This is a genomic window from Microcoleus sp. FACHB-68, from assembly GCF_014695715.1.
GTDB lineage: Bacteria > Cyanobacteriota > Cyanobacteriia > Cyanobacteriales > Oscillatoriaceae > FACHB-68.
Window position 1 is genome coordinate 194366 of the sequence record NZ_JACJOT010000008.1, and the last position, 17240, is coordinate 211605.

A 17240-nucleotide genomic window follows, 5' to 3' on the forward strand; every position below is an offset into this window, starting at 1 on the left:
TTAGAGGCAAGCGGCAGATCGCCCTCACACTGGCTCCACACGTTAAGTATTTCTACTGTATAGCCGGCATAACAGGTTAAGTTCGGGAACCCGTACAGAAAAATTAGTTGCGCTTTGGGCGCTGACTCAGGTAAATTAGCACTCAGGAGTTGAGAGTGCTAACTCAAGACACCAGCTCAGAAAAAGTCGCAACCCCGGAAGGATTGACAAATCGAGAAGCCCTGATAGGTATATCAGCGGTGAGTCGGTAAAATCGAGTACCAGCCTTTAAGGAAATATCGGGCTGACTTCTGAGAAAGGTGCGTTCTCAATTTAATTCAATTTAACCTGTAGTAGGAGCGAATTTTTATGGCAGCTGTATCTCTGAGCGTTTCCACAGTTAAACCTCTAGCCGATCGCGTTTTTGTCAAAGTGACTGCCTCGGAAGAGAAAACCGCTGGTGGCATTCTTCTGCCTGACACCGCCAAAGAAAAGCCCCAAGTTGGTGAAGTGGTGCAAGTTGGCCCTGGCAAGCGGAACGAAGATGGCTCCCGTCAAGAGATGGAAGTCAAACCAGGAGACAAGGTTCTCTACTCGAAGTATGCCGGCACCGATATCAAACTGGGAACCGAAGAATACGTTCTGCTCTCGGAAAAAGATATTCTCGCTATCGTTTCATAGCTTTTGTTAAATGCCAGCAGTCAAATGACTGATGGCAAATGACCTCTGACAGAATTGACACATCCAAAATCTAAAACACGGAATCGCAGACATTTTTATGGCTAAGCGCATCATTTACAACGAAAACGCTCGTCGCGCTCTTGAAAAGGGCATGGACATTCTGGCTGAAGCTGTGGCCGTTACCCTCGGACCCAAAGGCCGCAACGTAGTTCTAGAAAAGAAATTTGGCGCTCCCCAGATTGTGAATGATGGTGTAACCATCGCCAAAGAAATTGAACTGGAAGATCATGTTGAGAACACCGGCGTTTCTTTGATTCGTCAAGCGGCTTCCAAAACCAACGACGCTGCCGGTGATGGCACCACAACCGCAACAGTTCTGGCTCACGCAATGGTGAAAGAAGGGCTGCGGAACGTAGCTGCCGGCGCGAATGCCATTTCCCTAAAGCGCGGGATTGACAAAGCAACCCAATTCTTGGTGAGCAAGATTGCTGAGCACGCCCGTCAGGTAGAAGATTCCAAAGCAATCGCTCAAGTCGCTTCGATCTCTGCCGGCAACGACGAAGAAGTTGGCCGGATGATCGCTGAAGCGATGGACAAGGTGGGTAAGGAAGGCGTCATTTCCTTGGAAGAAGGGAAATCGATGACCACCGAACTGGAAATCACCGAAGGGATGCGCTTTGACAAAGGCTACATCTCTCCTTATTTCGCAACTGATATGGAGCGGATGGAAGCGGTTTTCGATGAGCCGTTTATCCTGCTGACGGATAAGAAGATCGCCTTGGTGCAAGATTTGGTGCCGGTGCTTGAGCAAGTTGCTCGTTCTGGCCGTCCTCTGGTGATCATCGCTGAAGATATTGAGAAAGAAGCTTTGGCAACCTTGGTGGTCAACCGCCTGCGGGGTGTGCTAAATGTGGCCGCTGTGAAGGCTCCTGGCTTTGGCGATCGTCGTAAGGCTATGCTGGAAGATATCGCAGTGCTCACCGGCGGTCAATTGATCACCGAAGATGCCGGTTTGAAGCTGGATAACACCAAGCTGGATATGCTGGGTAAGGCTCGTCGCATCACCCTCACCAAAGACAGCACCACGATTGTTGCAGAAGGCAATGATCAAGCAGTGAAAGCTCGTTGCGAACAAATCCGTCGTCAAATGGACGAAAGTGATTCTTCTTATGACAAGGAAAAGCTGCAAGAACGTCTGGCTAAGCTAGCCGGTGGTGTTGCAGTGGTTAAAGTCGGCGCTGCCACTGAAACCGAAATGAAGGATCGCAAGCTGCGTCTGGAAGATGCCATCAACGCCACCAAGGCGGCTGTGGAAGAAGGGATTGTTCCCGGCGGTGGTACAACCTTGGCTCACTTGGCTCCTCATTTAGAAGAGTGGGCAAATGGCAACTTGATCAATGAAGAATTGACAGGTGCTTTGATTGTCGCTCGTGCCATTCCTGCGCCTCTGAAGCGGATTGCTGAAAATGCCGGCATGAATGGTGCTGTCATTGCTGAGCGCGTCAAAGAGAAGGATTTCAATGTTGGTTACAATGCGGCGACTAATGAGTTCGTCGATATGTTTGAAGCCGGCATTGTTGACCCTGCTAAGGTGACTCGTTCTGCGCTGCAAAATGCTGCTTCTATTGCCGGCATGGTGCTGACAACTGAGTGCATTGTGGTTGACAAGCCTGAACCGAAAGAAGGTGCCGGTGCCGGTGCTGGTGCCGGTATGGGCGGCGGCGACTTCGATTACTAAATCGATAAAGTTTGGGATGCCGGCTATATGCCGGTGTCACAAAATCGTTGCTACATCTAATTTTGGGAATTTTTTCAGCCGCTTCTACACAGAGGCGGCTTTTTTATTGGGGGTTAATTCCGCTAACGGAGTAGAGTAATGTAGGGACGTAACCTCAAACTTTAAATCATATTTAAAATAGACAAATTACTAGGTCTAATACTGAAAATATCTGTTAAACATATCAATTATGGTTCTTGTAAAAGCTTTATATACGACAAATTGCGGTGCTGCCTATGCCGGCGACTCGCTGGAATTACTTGATGAGCTTGAAAGCGATTCGATAAATTTAGTCATGACTTCACCCCCCTTTGCGCTGCAACGAGAGAAGAGTTATGGAAATGTTGATCAAGATGCTTATATAGATTGGCTTTTTGCTTTTTGTAAAAAGGTGTATCGCGTATTGGCACCGGATGGCAGTTTTGTCCTAGATTTGGGCGGCGCTTATCAAAGTAAACGTCCAGTGCGATCACTCTACAATTACCGGCTTTTGATTAAGTTATGCGATGAGTTAGATTTTCGCCTAGCTGAGGAGTTTTTTTGGTATAACCCTTGTAAGTTACCGTCGCCGATAGAATGGGTTAATAAGCGCAAAATTCGGGTTAAGGATGCTGTCAATACGGTTTGGTGGCTGTCAAAAACTGACTATCCTAAAGCTAATGTGAAGAATGTTCTGGTTCCTTATTCGGAACGCATGAAAAAACTGCACCAAAATCCTGCTAAATATTATAAGCCGAAGGAACGGCCTTCAGGTCATGATATCAGCGCCGGCTTTGCTACAGATAATGGCGGCGCAATTCCTTCTAATTTATTGCAAATTCCTAATACTGAAAGCAACTCTCAATATATTCAGATGTGCAAGGCGGTTGGTGTTCCTGCACATCCGGCGCGGTTTCCCCAAAAACTGCCGCTATTTTTTATTAACTTTTTAACAGATCCCGGAGATACTGTTATTGATATCTTTGCCGGCTCGAATACGACTGGATATGTTGCTGAAACTTTAAACCGGCAATGGATTGCTTTTGAGCAGAATCCTTCTTATCTAGCAACCTCTGCGTTTCGATTTATAGATAACAATCAAAATATTGAAGTTATTTCAAGCTTATTTAATACATTGATTAAAAGGCAAGAATCGATCAATATTCCAATTCATTTGCAGTTTTATAACTAAAAATATAGTAATCTTAAAAGAGCTGGGAACAAGCAAATAATATAATAAGCTCGCTGTTTGGGTATTTTGCCGGCTTGCCGCCATTTTCGGGAGCAAGATGCTCTCACTCCCTATATTTTGGCAAATTTGGGATACACTTAACTGGCTTTCTCTGATTTTATCAGCGTTGCTAATTCTTGTAAAAGTAAGTCTTGTTCCTGTTTAATTTTGTCGAGCCGGCTCAGAATGTTTGTCATTCGCTCTTGGCGATCACTAGAGGTATAAATTTCGTTTGAGTTTGTGGCAACTAATCCACTCGCTTTCACTTTTCCTGGAGATTTAGAACCCAAAGCAAAAATAAACTGAATGAGTTTAAACGGTGCTTGCAGGAAAAATAACCAAAGTTTTTCTGTCAAACTGGAAACTGCTTTGAGCAATCCTGAGAAAAGGAATAGAATTAAAAGTAAAATTCCGGCTGTTTGCAGGGGATGATTCACTAACCAAAAAAGTCTGGGGTGATCGTAAATCCAAGCATTGAGGGATGAGCTGATAGCTGATTGAATGCCCTCTGAAAGAGAATGGTTGAGAGATTCGGCTTGTTGAATTGTGTTTTCTAAAGATGCTTTTGCTTTGTCGGTGGCTTCGGTAACGCTATTAACAGCTTGATTCCTTGTTTCAGTAACAGTAGTAAGAGCTTTTGCTGTGGTTTCAGACAAAGCGCCTTTGGCTTTTTCTGTTACCTCAGAAACACTTTCGACTGCTTTATTTGTGACTTGATTGAGGTTGGTGAAAGCTTGGTTGCTTGTTTGAGTGATCGTGTCTTTTGCGTTGCCGGCAGTTTCAGATAAAGATGTTTTAGCTTTTTCAGTTACTTCGGTTACAGAGTTAAGACTTTTGCCGGCAGTCTCAGTAAAAAAATCTTTAGTCTTCTGAAAGTTTTGTGAGATTCCTTGAAGTAAGGCGATTTCTAGCATAAACTCATTTCTGTCTGCTCAATTTACTCTGCCAATCAAAATTCTATCCTTTTTTAAGTTTTTTAACTACAGATAAACGCAGATGATAGCGCAGCGTGCCGGCAGGCATATACAGATTAATGTAGATGGGTGATAACTTTCAAGAAAACGAAAGAAGCGGATTAACAACCCGCTTCTTAGATGTTTAACTAGGCTTTGAAAGAAAGCTTAGAATGCTGTTAGGCGATAACAGATAAACGTTCCATCAAGGCAGAACGGGCGTGTTCACGATCATCGAAGTGAATTTTTTCGGTTCCTAGAATTTGATAGTCTTCATGTCCTTTACCGGCAATTAAAACACCGTCCCCAGGCTTAGCGAGTAAGATCGCTGCACGAATTGCAGTTGCGCGATCACCCAAGACTGCCGGCTCAGCAGATGCGGGAATGCCGGCTAAAATATCTTGCAAAATGCGTTCCGGATCTTCAGTGCGTGGGTTATCTGAAGTCACGACAACTTTATCAGCAAGTTCAGCAACAATCTTACCCATCAACGGGCGCTTGGTGCGGTCACGATCTCCGCCGCAACCAAACACACAAATCATATTACCCGGAATAAAAGGCCGTGCCGCTTTCAGCAAATTCTCCAAACTATCTGGCGTGTGGGCGTAATCTACAATCACGCTGATATCTTGATCAGCTTTGATCTGTACCCGTTCCATCCGTCCCGGTACTCCCGAAAACTGTTCCAGTGCCTTAGCCATTTGTTGCAAGTCTAAACCGAGATGCAAACCGGCACCTACTGCCGCCAACATATTCGCTAAATTGTACTGACCTACCAAGGGCAAATTAAATTCAGCATCTCCAGCCGGCGTGTGCAGAATTCCCTTAACGCCGGTGGGAGAGTATTTTAAATCACTTGCCCACAAATCAGCGGTAGAATCGGAAGTGCTGTAGCTCCAAACTTTTTCTGCCGGCAACTGAGCAATTAACCGTTTGCCATAAGCATCATCCGCGTTAATTACAGCACGTTTTTGCAGATAATTCGGGCTAAATAGCAGCGCCTTCGCCTCAAAATAATCTTCCATATCGCGGTGAAAATCCAGGTGATCCTGAGTCAGATTGGTAAATACCGCGACTTCAAAGGGACATCCCAGCACTCGCCCTTGTGCCAGTGCGTGAGAACTAACTTCCATCACACCAACTTGAGCACCGGCTTTTGCGGCTGATGCCAGTTGTTGCTGCAATTCCACAGCAAAAGGCGTTGTGTGAACCGCCGTTTGCACAAAACCCGGCCAACGCGCGTACAGGGTGCCAAATAAGGCTGTGGGCAGCTGAAGTTGGGTGGTTAAAAATTCTATCAGATGGGTGGTTGTGGTTTTGCCATTGGTGCCGGTGACACCTACCATTTTCAACTGTTGCGCCGGCTGTCCATAAAACGCAGCCGCTACATAAGCACAGGCTTGCGTCATATCCGTTACAGGAATCACACAAGCACCATCCACTGGCCCGTTTTTCTGGGCAGCTTGGGGCGAAACGAGGGCAGCCACAGCGCCGGCAGCCAGCGCACTCGGCCAAAAATCTCCCCCATCCACTCGCGTTCCCGGCATCCCAATAAACAAATCTCCCGGCTTACAAGCGTGAGAATTGGTCGCTAAACCCGTCACTTCAACGTCGGGAAGCATTTCTGTCGGCAATTGCACAACGTTCGCAACACTAGCCAATAATTCGCGCAGTTTCATATCAGTGAGTCCTCACACCACTTCATATTTTGCCTATTGTTAACGATTATTCGGGAAATATTTCTGTAACATTTGTGCCAACTGCCTTAAGGAAGCGCGGGGAGAAGGGCGGGGCAATGGTTCTTCGACTGCCGGCGCTTCGCTTGCAGCGGCAGTTCTGCACAGCACAGGAATCTCATACTGATACGCTTGGAACCAATCCTCACGAGTCGTAATATCCCGGATTTCCAGCTCAAAATCGATTCCTTGAATTTGTTCGAGCTTTTCTTGCAACCCCTCGCACAAATGGCAACCGGGCTTACTGTACAAAATTAAACGCATATCATTTTTGTAAATTTTGTTCGACCGGCAACCGAACGGTGTTAGATCATCCAGAATTATCAGCCTTTAATAGCCGGTAAGTAAACAAGTGCAGGATCAACTTCCGCAGAAACTCAGAGGCTGTTTGTCAAGAAAATCTCAAGGCTTTCAGAAGCGCCTACGTCAAGAAGGACAATGTAGTAAAAGTAACAAACTCAACAAGCCTACTCAAGCGGCTTAAACAATGGGGAGTAGCAGTTACTAGCAACGCTGAGGCCGGCTGCTAAAACAGATGGTAACAAGCACACAGTGCCAAGCCGCATTCGTATCCCAGAGAAAAAAACAGAGAAATCCAGACCTCCTATGGATCTTATTCAGAAATGTTGAATCGAGATACAAAACTTTACTTCATAAACAGCCTCTTAGACCTGGTACGATGGGATAAAACCATTGCTGTACTTACCGCTTGTGGATCGGGATATAGGAGTTACTTCTCAAGAGTATGTTCCTATTAGAGAAATGGACAAATGGATTATTTGACTTGGAATGATTTAATCGCCTCTCATTTCTTCCAAGCAGAAATGGCGGGTAGCACAGTTTATCTGTACGTCACAGAGGAACTAATAATAGAGCTGGGTCAAACAAGGGGTGCTGACCTTGCAGATTTTATCAAGGCAGTTAAGACTGGCCCTATTGGAGTGCATGGGAAGGGCATCTGCCAAAAAGCCTTGCAGAGCATGAATGACTGGAAGTACCGACGCGGACGAAAAGGTTATCCTCTCTACGTCGGCTATTTGGCACTGTTTGTCCTTGCTGCTGGTATAGAAGAAGATTTTGCACCCCATGCCTACTACCCTCGTTTGCGGAGATTATTGGGTGAAGAACATACATCTGGACAATATCGGGACTTTGACCAGATGGGGATACTTTGGGATGACTTAGGGCGGTGGGCGAATGAAGACAAATTAGGTGAAGTGGGGATCTTCAATATCAACATTGCTGGAAATTGGATTCATGTTGGCAGACCGATTGCACAAACTCTTTTGACTGAGGAAGAGCGTCGCTCACTTCCCTATATTTTTGCTTCTGCTGACTTAGATCCGACTGCACCTCCCTCGGAAGAGGTGATCGCATTCCTATTAGTCAAGCACGGAGGTAAGTACCTACGAAACCAGACACTGAAATTATTAAAAGAAAGCAGCGACACCGAGGAATTACGTCAAGCGCTGCTCGGAAGAATTATTGATGAGTTACGCGAGTGGGATGGAACTGCTGAAGTGCCATCATCTGATGGAAGCAAAATTTATGGATTCTTGAAATTGTGCTGCAACCTCGATGAGAGCGCGGGACGTGCTACCTTGAGTCTGCGTTGCACTACCAAACATGAATTTCCTGAAGATGACCTGTTTTTGTCTTTAGAAGATAATTCTCAATCCTTTTCCTGTTACGAAGATGGTGGGAGTTGGTCTTCACAATTAATATCTGAGTCAGACGGAAAACTGCTGGTAGCCTCTGAATTTGATTGGTTGAAAGATTTGCAATTGCGATCTGCTGATTCTAGATGGTGTTTTAGACTGCCACCATCTCCGATTCGAGTATTCGTTGAGGGAGATACTGAGGGATTACCCGATCTCGTTGAAGTGCGGCAACTTCCCACTCAAAAGACATTTTATTTAGCTGCCTATGAAGACTGCTGGGAATTACTAGAAAAATGGGGAAAATCAGAGTGCAAAGACTTTGAAACATTGCGAATCACAGAGGGTTTACCAAGTCGATGGCGCTTCTTCAAAGCGGCATTAGCTTACAGTGACAAACTAATTAAACGTGAATATCCTGTGCTGGCGTTTCCAACCACTGTGCGACTAGAGTTGAGGGGAATACGCCTTGACAGAGGTAATAAATTCTTCAAATTTGCGCCTCCAAAAGTAGTTTTACAAGGGAAGAATGAATCAATTAAATTATATTGGAATGACAAGCTATTACATTCCAAAGACGTAGCAGATATTTATGAATTACCTACAGAAAGCACATTGGATAAACAACTACATATTGAAGCCCGTAGAGGTAAAGAAATACTTAGGCGTTGCTCTCTTTCTTGGGTTGAAGAGTTTTCTTCTGGTAGTTGTTTACCTACGCAAAAGTTAGATTGCTTTGGAAATTTTCAAAAGGATGTAGATAACAACACGGTAGGTGTGAGGGGAGCCTGGATTGAGGGTGTAGATTGCCCTCCGTTTAACTTTAATACTCTTTTGCCGATCCAAGACGGGCAAAAAATTGTCTTTGTCGGGAAAGAAACCGGACAAATTGTCACTTGTCCCGATGAAGCACTTCCTATAGACTGGTATCCTGTTTGGGCGATCGCAAAAGGTCGTCTGCTGAATAAAGCTATGTTTTGTGGCTCCAGTCTCAAGGAATCAGAACCTCATCGCTCAACTTGCAACGACAAGAGAAAATTGCAACAATGGAAAGAAATCTTGTGGGATAGTTCTGGTCGGACTTTACCTCCTATGGAAGATAATCGTCTAAAAGATTTATGGAAAAAGTTCCAAAAGGAGGCAAAGCGTGTCAGAATCTAGTGATGAATTAGTCTACGTTATCTCCGCTAAACAAGAAATGTCTTGGTTAGCTTTTAAACAGGGATTTGATTCTCTTTACACTCTTCATTTTGCAGGGAATCAATTAGAAAAAGAAGAGTTAAAAAGCAAAAGAATGGCAACGGTTCGTACCCTCAACGCATTAGCTCATTGTGAATTTGATTTTACAGAAAATTATAGTAAGGTTTATGCAGCTCCCCCTGTATTGGTGCGATTGCCAAGTGCCGGCTTTCCTCAAGCCATTTTAGCAGGATCGCGATCGCCTACTACTATTCAACAATTATCAGATGCTTGTCAGTCTGTGGGAAATCACATCAACATTGAAATCCAAGAACAAGCGAGTGAATTAGGGCTGATACCGAAGCGAGTGGCTGTACAAGCAGAGGATGTAAGGGAATTGCAGGCGATCGCATCCTCTCTCAGCATACCTTTTATCGAAACGCCCTCAGCCTGGTCTTTGCTGCATTTTGCCGCCAGTATTGACGACTACTTAGCTACTCTCAAATGGGCTAACGCTCCAGAATTGAACTGGAAACACCAAACCTTTGAGCCTAGTTCATTACAATTTAAAACCATCGAAAAAACCGACACTAATATCCGTATCAGCCGATACAGTCATCCCTCTCGAAACACAAAGACTTGTTATCTTTGGCAAGACGAAATGTGTACCGAAATAGACATTGATTGGGGAAGGTATGCCGTTCTCAAAGCACTGCGGCGGAATGTCCTAATCTATGACAAATGCAGATTCACTATGGCAGTACCAGCCAGCGCCAATCTGCCGCGACTCCTGGAAAGAGCCTTAACTCTTTGTTCCGGTTATGCAGCAACATATGTAAAAAAAATGCCGCACGATCCGCAAATTCAGGGATTCAATTTATTTTCCGCTGTACCACCTCAAATAGCAGAAATGACCGCAGCTAAATTAGGGCAAACACTTTTGCCCCAATCTTTAAATATAACATAGTGAGGGAATTTATGCACGACCCAATTAACGCCTTTAACACCATCAGCGACAACTTCCTACTGTACATAAAAACCGCTTTCGGAACTCAATTTCCCGAACTAGAACGAGAACGCGAAAGACTGCTGCGCCAACCCGGTGCATTCCATCAAGAACCCTGGATTGAACCGATGCCCCGCTATCAAAGATCGGGTAAAACTATCTATGATTTAGATATTTCCAATGTGCCGGGATTAGATGAATCAGCCCTTCAAGATTTTAAACAGCTTGCCTCCTGCGGACTTGTAGGCAATTACGAACTGTACAGCCACCAAATCCAAATGCTGCGGCAGGCATTAGCGGGTCAAAATGCTGTAGTAACGGCGGGTACTGGTTCAGGAAAAACTGAATCTTTTATGTTACCGCTATTTGCTTACCTTGCCCAAGAATCGAGGAATTGGACTGCTCCTAAATCAGAACCAGCCTACCTCAATAACTGGTGGGAAAATAAAGATTGGCAGAATGAATGCAGCCCATTGGTGAAGACAAAAGGCAGTTTTAAGAAATCTTATCGCGTCCCTCAGAGAAGTCACGAAAACCGGGATGCTGCTGTTCGTGCCCTGATTTTATATCCCATGAATGCCTTAGTTGAAGACCAACTTACCAGGCTGCGTCGCGCTTTAGATTCTGAAGCGGCGCGAGAGTGGTTTCAAAATAATAGAAAAGGCAACCGAGTTTATTTTGGAAGATACAACGGTGTTACACCCGTACCGGGGCATGAATACACAGAAAATCGTAAACCTAATAGCGAAAAAATAAAAGAACTGCTGGAAGCCATACAAAAAATCGAGGAATCAGCCCACCGAGCTAGTGAACACGCAAGTCAAACTGGCGATAATGATGTGAGGTTCTTTTTCCCGCGTTTAGATGGGTCAGAAATGCGCTGTCGCTGGGACATGAAAGATGCCCCGCCAGATATTTTAATTACTAACTATTCTATGCTCAGTATCATGCTGATGCGCGATATCGATCGAGATATTTTTGAACAAACGAAGCAATGGTTAAACAAAGATGGCAGCGTCTTTCATTTAATTGTTGACGAATTGCACTTATATCGTGGTACTTCGGGGACTGAAGTCGCTTATTTGCTGCGACTGTTGCTACAACGCTTGGGGCTGCATCCAGGTCATCCAAAATTGCGGATTCTTGCCTCTAGCGCATCTCTGGAACCACACGACCCAGAAAGCTTAAAATTCCTGCTTCAATTCTTCGGTATCGAATGGGATTCCCAACAGATTATACCCGGTCATTTAGAACCAATTCCACCAATTGAGGGTCAAGAATTTCTGGAAGCCCAACCGTTCATCTCCTTGGCATCAGCACCAGAAATAAACAATATAGAAACGTTGTCGGAAACGCCTGCATACAATGCTTGTCGCCAAATAGTGGCATCTGAAAATGCGACTGTTGGCGCTAGAATGGTCAATGCTTGTACAGTTGATGACAAAATTCGTGCCGTATCGCTCGCTGATTTTGGTCAAAAAATGTTCGGCAATGACTTAACAAATGAAAATCTCAAACTGGCAGTAAGAGGATTGCTTGTCGCTCGCGGTTTGTCCGACCAAACATCCTTGCCATCCTTCAGGCTGCACTGGTTTTTCAGGAATATCGAGGGGCTTTGGGCTTGCACTAAACCAAATCACGGGTGTCAGGAAAACGAAATCAGTGAAAACAGACCAGTAGGAAAACTATTTGTAGAAAATCCTCCCATACTTTGCGATAATTACCGAGTTTTAGAAGTTCTTTATTGCGAACAGTGCAAAACTGTATTTCTTGGGGGAAACAGGCTAACCAGACAGAATAATGGCGGATGGGAACTTTTGCCTACAGAACCAGATATTGAGGGGATTCCTGATAGACAAGCTGGAAAATTTCTCGCTCGGAGGACGTACAAAGAATTTGCTGTATTTTGGCCGTCCAGACAGAGCGATATTGATGAATATGCGAAGGGTTGGGGACAGTCTAAAAAAGCAGAGTCAGGTTGCTGGAAGAAGGCATGGCTAGATACTCGCAGCGGTATAGTTAGTTTAGGCGACCCTCATTCCTCTGATGACTTAACAGTAAAAGGCTATATTTTTTATCGACCGAACCTGTTACCAGAGGAACAGGAAAAAGTTAAAGCTTTGCCTGCGGTTTGTGCTTGCTGCGGTGCTGACTACAGCAAGCGACTGTATCAAAAATCTCCAATCCGTGGCTTCAGAACAGGTTTTTCTAAAGTGAGTCAACTGCTGTCTAAAGAACTGTTTTATCAGCTACCAGAAGACGCGGAATCCCGCAAATTAGTAGTGTTTTCTGATAGTCGTGAAGATGCCGCTTCTATATCCAATGGAATTGAGCGATCGCACTATGACGATCTAATACGAGAAGCACTTTTTGATGAACTTGGACAACTCGCAATCGGAAAACCCCACCTGTTAGAAGATATTCAACAATACGGTCAGCCTGCTCGTTCTGAATCTATGTTTTTTGTTCAACGTCACCCCAATATAGTAAGCGAGTTAGAGGAAAAGCTTGAATTAGCTAACTCGACCTGGCCAGCAGAACTTTCGCCTGTGGTAGTAAAAAACTTGCAGGAAGATCGAGATAACGCTCAGAAGGTACTCAACGAAATCCAGCAAATAGGCAATACCCGCACAGTTCCTCTCAGAATACTGTTTGAAGGCGACAATCAAGAGCCTGGTTTGCTCATGCAGCGATTGAAAGTTTTGGGGGTCAATCCTGCGGGTAACGATGTCGATTACCAGGAATTTAACTACGACAGTAACTGGCATCATTGGACAACATTATTTGATTTTTCCTCTGATACCGCAGGGTGGAAATCTGATTTATCTTCTGGCGCAGAGGAAAGGCGAGAAAACAAACTCCGATCCAAAGTCAAATCAGAGGTTTGTGACACCGTTTTTAGTCGCCTATACTTTGGCATGGAAGCATCGGGTTTGGGTTATATTCGCCTGAATTTACCTCAAAATCAGAGTGAACATTTAGCAACTAAATGCGGACTTTCAATCTCAATTTTTGAAAGCATATGTGATAGCTGTTTGCGAATTTTAGGTGAATTGTACAGGTATCCGCAAGAACCTCAAGATTATCCGTTAGATGACTGGAAAGACTGGGGTGATGCGCGGTCAAAATTTCGTAAATATATTAAAGAGTGTGCAAAAGCTTGCGGAATTTCAGAACAGGAATTGCAGCAGGCATTAAAATCTGCCATTTGCGAATGCGGTCAGCACCACCACTTTAAACTTAATCCCCGGCATTTATCTGTACGAGTTGCAGTGTCCGATGACCCGGTGTGGCAGTGCGATTCTTGCCAGCGCCCTCACCTGCACAGTGCAGGAGGTATTTGTACTAATTGTTTGGCAAATTTATCAGCGGAACCTAATAAAATATGTGCAGATTTATACGATCGCAATTATTTCGCCACCCAAGCTGTAAATAAGCGTCAACCGTTGCGGTTGCACTGCGAAGAGTTGACCGGACAAACGGACGATCAAGCTGAAAGACAGCGACATTTCCGCAACATCATCGTGAATTTTGGCGAACAAAAAAGAGATTTTATCCCAGCGGTAGATATCATAGATATTTTGAGCGTCACTACCACAATGGAGGTGGGAATTGATATTGGCAGTTTAATGGCTGTTGTGATGGCAAATATGCCGCCGATGCGCTTTAATTACCAGCAGCGTGCGGGTCGCGGGGGTCGCCGCGGTCAGGCTTTCGCGATCGTACTTACTCTCTGTCGGGGTCGATCGCACGATGAATTTTATTACCGCCACCCTGAAAAAATTACGGGCGATCCGCCACCAGTTCCTTTTCTTTCTATGTCACAGGTTGAGATTGTGCAACGCCTCCTAGCCAAAGAATGTTTGAGACGTGCATTTAAGGATGCTAGTGTCACCTGCTGGGAAGTAGAAAAAAAACCGGACAGTCACGGTGAATTTGGAACGCTTAAAAAGTGGAAGGAAACGGAAGAACGCCGCGAACAAGTTCGTAATTGGTTAGAGCAATCAAAGGAAGTCACCGAGATCATAAATTCTCTGCTAGTCGGTGTTGAAGGTATCGATCGCAACAAACTTGAAGAGTATGCACGTCAGGATTTGTTTAAAAAGATTGACGAGTGTGCCAATAACTTAGAATTGACTGGAGATGGATTGGCAGAACGCCTTGCTGAAGGCGGGGTTTTGCCAATGTACGGGATGCCCTCAAGAGTGCGTGATTTGTATCATCACGATCCGTCCCGAAAACAAAAAGTTCCTACTATCGATCGAGATTTAGATTTAGCTGTCTCTGAATTTTCCCCTGGTTCAGAAAAAACTAAAGATAAGCGCATTTATACTGCGATCGGGTTTACAGCATCGTTAATTCCCGACACTAAAAACGGGTTGGTTCCTGCTGGCGAACCTCTGAGCGATCGCCAATGGATGTTAAGATGTCAGCGGTGCCAACATACGGACACTTCTAAGACAACCTTTGAAGATACAATCTGTCCGAAATGTGCGGCAACTGAGGAAGAGGGATTTCGAGTTTTTCAGTGGGCTGTCCCTTTAGCTTTCCGGACCAGCCTCAATCCTGGGGCTGACGCTAAAGATGAATACGATGCGTTAATTACAGGTGCAGCCAGCGTAGCCGAATCACAACCTCAAGATTTTGAGTTAGTAAATAAGACAAATACTCAGACAGCTTTTTCTGAATCCGGCCGCGTTTTCCGGGTGAATGACAATCGAGGACAGCTATTTAAGGGAGCAATCGGAAAAGCAACATTTGGAAGCGGTGATAAACTGTTACCAGATCAGTGGATTGATGAGCGATTTCAGAATAAAAATAATGTGAAGTTTAAACAGCAAGGCGAGTCAGAGCAAATTGCGATCGTTGCCCCAAAAACCACTGGCGTACTACGGATAAAACCCGCTGCTGTACCGGATGGATTGTGCCTCGATCCTATTGCACGCGGTTCCGCTGTCAAAGCTGCTTTCTACTCAGCCGCTTTTATGGTTCGTGCTGTAGCAGCACAGGAGTTAGACATCGATCCTGAAGAATTAGATGTGAGCGGTTTGCGACAGGCTGAATTAGAAGATACTGGGGAAAAAGTAGGAGAAATTGTAATTAGCGATCGGCTTGCTAATGGCTCTGGCTTTACCTACTGGCTAGATAAGCACTGGGAAGACATCCTTTTAGACAAAATTCTGAATTCTCAAAATAGCTTTGCTGAGGCGATAATGTCACCAGAACACCGCCAAAAATGCGACTCTTCTTGTTACGATTGCTTGCAGCAGTACCGCAATATGAACTATCACGGTTTGCTGGATTGGCGTTTGGGGCTTTCCCTACTGCGGGTATTAGCTAATAGTGATTTTCGTTGCGGATTGGATAACGATTTTTCTACTCCTGATTTGGAAAATTGGGTACAGACAGCAACTAAACTGCGTGATACATTTTGTGCATCGTTTAGCCACTGTTCTCCAGAACAATTTGGCATTTTACCAGGTTTGGTAGTAGGTGAGAAAAGAGTTATTATAGTTCATCCTTTATGGAATCAAAACAACAGTATTAGTTTATTGGCTGATGCAATTGCCACCGTAGAAGCTTCCACCCAGATTCGATATCTCGATTCCTTCAATCTCCTGCGTCGGCCAAGTTGGTGTTATCAATCGCTAGGTAATTAGAACGAAACTATAAAATTTTGGTGTTGATTTAATGAAAGTATTTTTCTATGTTCAGCATAGCCTGCGAACCCTGCTGGTACTGACTGTGCTTGCTTCGAGCTTCCTTTTGCTTCTCTGTAGTTTGCTGGAATAATTCTTAGAATTCCCGTGTGTTGAGCAGGTCTTTTTTTTAGGTTACGTGCAGTTCATGTCTATTGACTGTCGGCAACCGAACAGTTTCAGATCATCCAGAATTATCAGCCTTTAACTGCCGGTAAGTAAACAACGGTCGGATCAACTTTCGCTGAAACTCTCGCACCTGAACGGCTGCGCCTGTGATCTCACCTGTTTCCGGTGAAAACTTTGATGGAATAAAACTTACGATTACCCTCTAGGAAATCTTTTGGGGATCTGTAACGCTGACATATTTAATTTTATTAACGGGTGTATCAGTCGGATCGCAGCGATCACCACCCGCCCAATCACGGATAATTGCTGGTTTTAGCACAGGAAAATTCTTATGAACAACTTGAATACATCCGAAAAAGAAGCGTTCAAGCAAGAACGGCGCGAGGTTCTGGAACAGTTAGAAGACTGGCTGGAAACACCCATGCTAATCCTTGGCTTTGTGTGGCTGGTGCTGTTAGTTATTGAGCTGATCTGGGGTCTAAATCGCCTGCTTGAAGTCATCAGCAACGTTATCTGGATCGTCTTCATCTTGGACTTTGCCATGAGATTTAGCCTCGCCCCCAATAAACTCGCCTATGTGCGAAGCCACTGGCTAACAGCGATTTCTCTAGTGCTGCCGGCGTTGCGCGTTTTCCGAATCGTGCGCGTTCTCCGCTTGGTACGGGCTAGCCGGGGGCTGCGGTTGGTGCGTGTGGTGAGTTCGCTTAACCGGGGAATGCGTGCCCTCAGCGGCAGTATGAACCGGCGCGGGTTCGGCTATGTTGTCCTACTGACTCTGGTTGTGACACTGGTGGGGTCAGCAGGAATGTACGCACTTGAAAGCAATCTTCCTGATGGACAAGGCTTGCAAGACTATGGTGAAGCGCTGTGGTGGACGGCAATGCTGATGACCACGCTAGGTTCGGAATACTGGCCAAAAACGCCAGAAGGTCGCGTGCTCTGCTTTATCTTGGCGCTGTATGCTTTTGCCGTGTTTGGCTATATCACGGCAACGATTGCCACATTTTTTGTAGGGCGTGATGCGGAAAACGAGGAGGGAGAGTTAGCGGGGGCTAAATCGATTCAGGCGCTTCATGCTGAGATTGCCGCCTTACGTGCTGATATCGCACTTTCCCGCCAGAACCCTCTAGGATGATGCGTTACTGCTTACAAAACAAAAGGCAGCCGCGTGATTCGCTACTGCCTTTTTTGGGCTTCTATGAGGCTAAGTTTGAAACTGCCGGCTCACAACTT

10 protein-coding genes are annotated in these 17240 nt (G+C 45.1%); 7 read left to right on the forward strand and 3 right to left on the reverse strand.

Features of this window, described 5'->3' with window-relative positions:
• Window positions 1–348: 348 nt before the first annotated feature.
• The 3 genes from groES to H6F73_RS09990 all read left to right on the forward strand — a co-directional run bounded on the left by groES (window position 349) and on the right by H6F73_RS09990 (window position 3608).
• A complete protein-coding gene (groES, locus tag H6F73_RS09980) occupies window positions 349–660 on the forward strand; it encodes a co-chaperone GroES (RefSeq protein ID WP_190672396.1) in 312 nt (103 codons plus the stop codon).
• Between the two features lie 97 nt (window positions 661–757).
• On the forward strand, window positions 758–2398 hold the full coding sequence (gene groL, locus H6F73_RS09985) for a chaperonin GroEL (protein ID WP_190758628.1): 1641 nt from the start codon (window positions 758–760) through the stop codon (window positions 2396–2398).
• Between the two features lie 229 nt (window positions 2399–2627).
• On the forward strand, window positions 2628–3608 hold the full coding sequence (locus H6F73_RS09990; RefSeq protein ID WP_190758629.1) for a site-specific DNA-methyltransferase: 981 nt from the start codon (window positions 2628–2630) through the stop codon (window positions 3606–3608).
• A 137-nt stretch (window positions 3609–3745) separates the two neighbouring features.
• Here the strand turns inward: H6F73_RS09990 and H6F73_RS09995 are convergent, their stop codons facing one another.
• From H6F73_RS09995 to H6F73_RS10005, 3 genes are all read right to left on the reverse strand, one after another.
• Window positions 3746–4561, reverse strand: coding sequence for a hypothetical protein (locus tag H6F73_RS09995; RefSeq protein ID WP_190758630.1), 816 nt, complete (start codon window positions 4559–4561; stop codon window positions 3746–3748).
• 218 nt (window positions 4562–4779) lie between these two features.
• Window positions 4780–6279: a UDP-N-acetylmuramoyl-L-alanyl-D-glutamate--2,6-diaminopimelate ligase gene (locus tag H6F73_RS10000; protein ID WP_190758631.1), complete on the reverse strand. Its 1500-nt coding sequence runs from the start codon at window positions 6277–6279 to the stop codon at window positions 4780–4782.
• A 39-nt stretch (window positions 6280–6318) separates the two neighbouring features.
• Window positions 6319–6600 carry a glutaredoxin family protein gene (locus tag H6F73_RS10005; protein WP_190758632.1) on the reverse strand — a complete coding sequence of 94 codons (282 nt, stop codon included), beginning with the start codon at window positions 6598–6600 and terminating at the stop codon, window positions 6319–6321.
• Window positions 6601–7106: 506 nt separating this feature from the next.
• On the opposite strand from H6F73_RS10005, the gene H6F73_RS10010 reads away from it, so the two are divergent.
• The 4 genes from H6F73_RS10010 (at window position 7107) to H6F73_RS10025 (ending at window position 17142) form a co-directional block, all read left to right on the forward strand.
• On the forward strand, window positions 7107–9155 hold the full coding sequence (locus H6F73_RS10010; RefSeq protein WP_190758633.1) for a hypothetical protein: 2049 nt from the start codon (window positions 7107–7109) through the stop codon (window positions 9153–9155).
• The gene (locus H6F73_RS10015; RefSeq protein ID WP_190758634.1) at window positions 9142–10140 is read left to right on the forward strand and encodes a hypothetical protein; all 999 of its coding nucleotides are present in this window, start codon (window positions 9142–9144) and stop codon (window positions 10138–10140) included. Before H6F73_RS10010 ends, H6F73_RS10015 begins: the two co-directional genes overlap by 14 nt.
• A gap of 11 nt (window positions 10141–10151) precedes the next feature.
• Window positions 10152–15839, forward strand: coding sequence for a DEAD/DEAH box helicase (locus H6F73_RS10020; protein WP_190758635.1), 5688 nt, complete (start codon window positions 10152–10154; stop codon window positions 15837–15839).
• Window positions 15840–16338: 499 nt separating this feature from the next.
• On the forward strand, window positions 16339–17142 hold the full coding sequence (locus H6F73_RS10025) for a potassium channel family protein (protein WP_190758636.1): 804 nt from the start codon (window positions 16339–16341) through the stop codon (window positions 17140–17142).
• Window positions 17143–17240 lie beyond the last annotated feature (98 nt).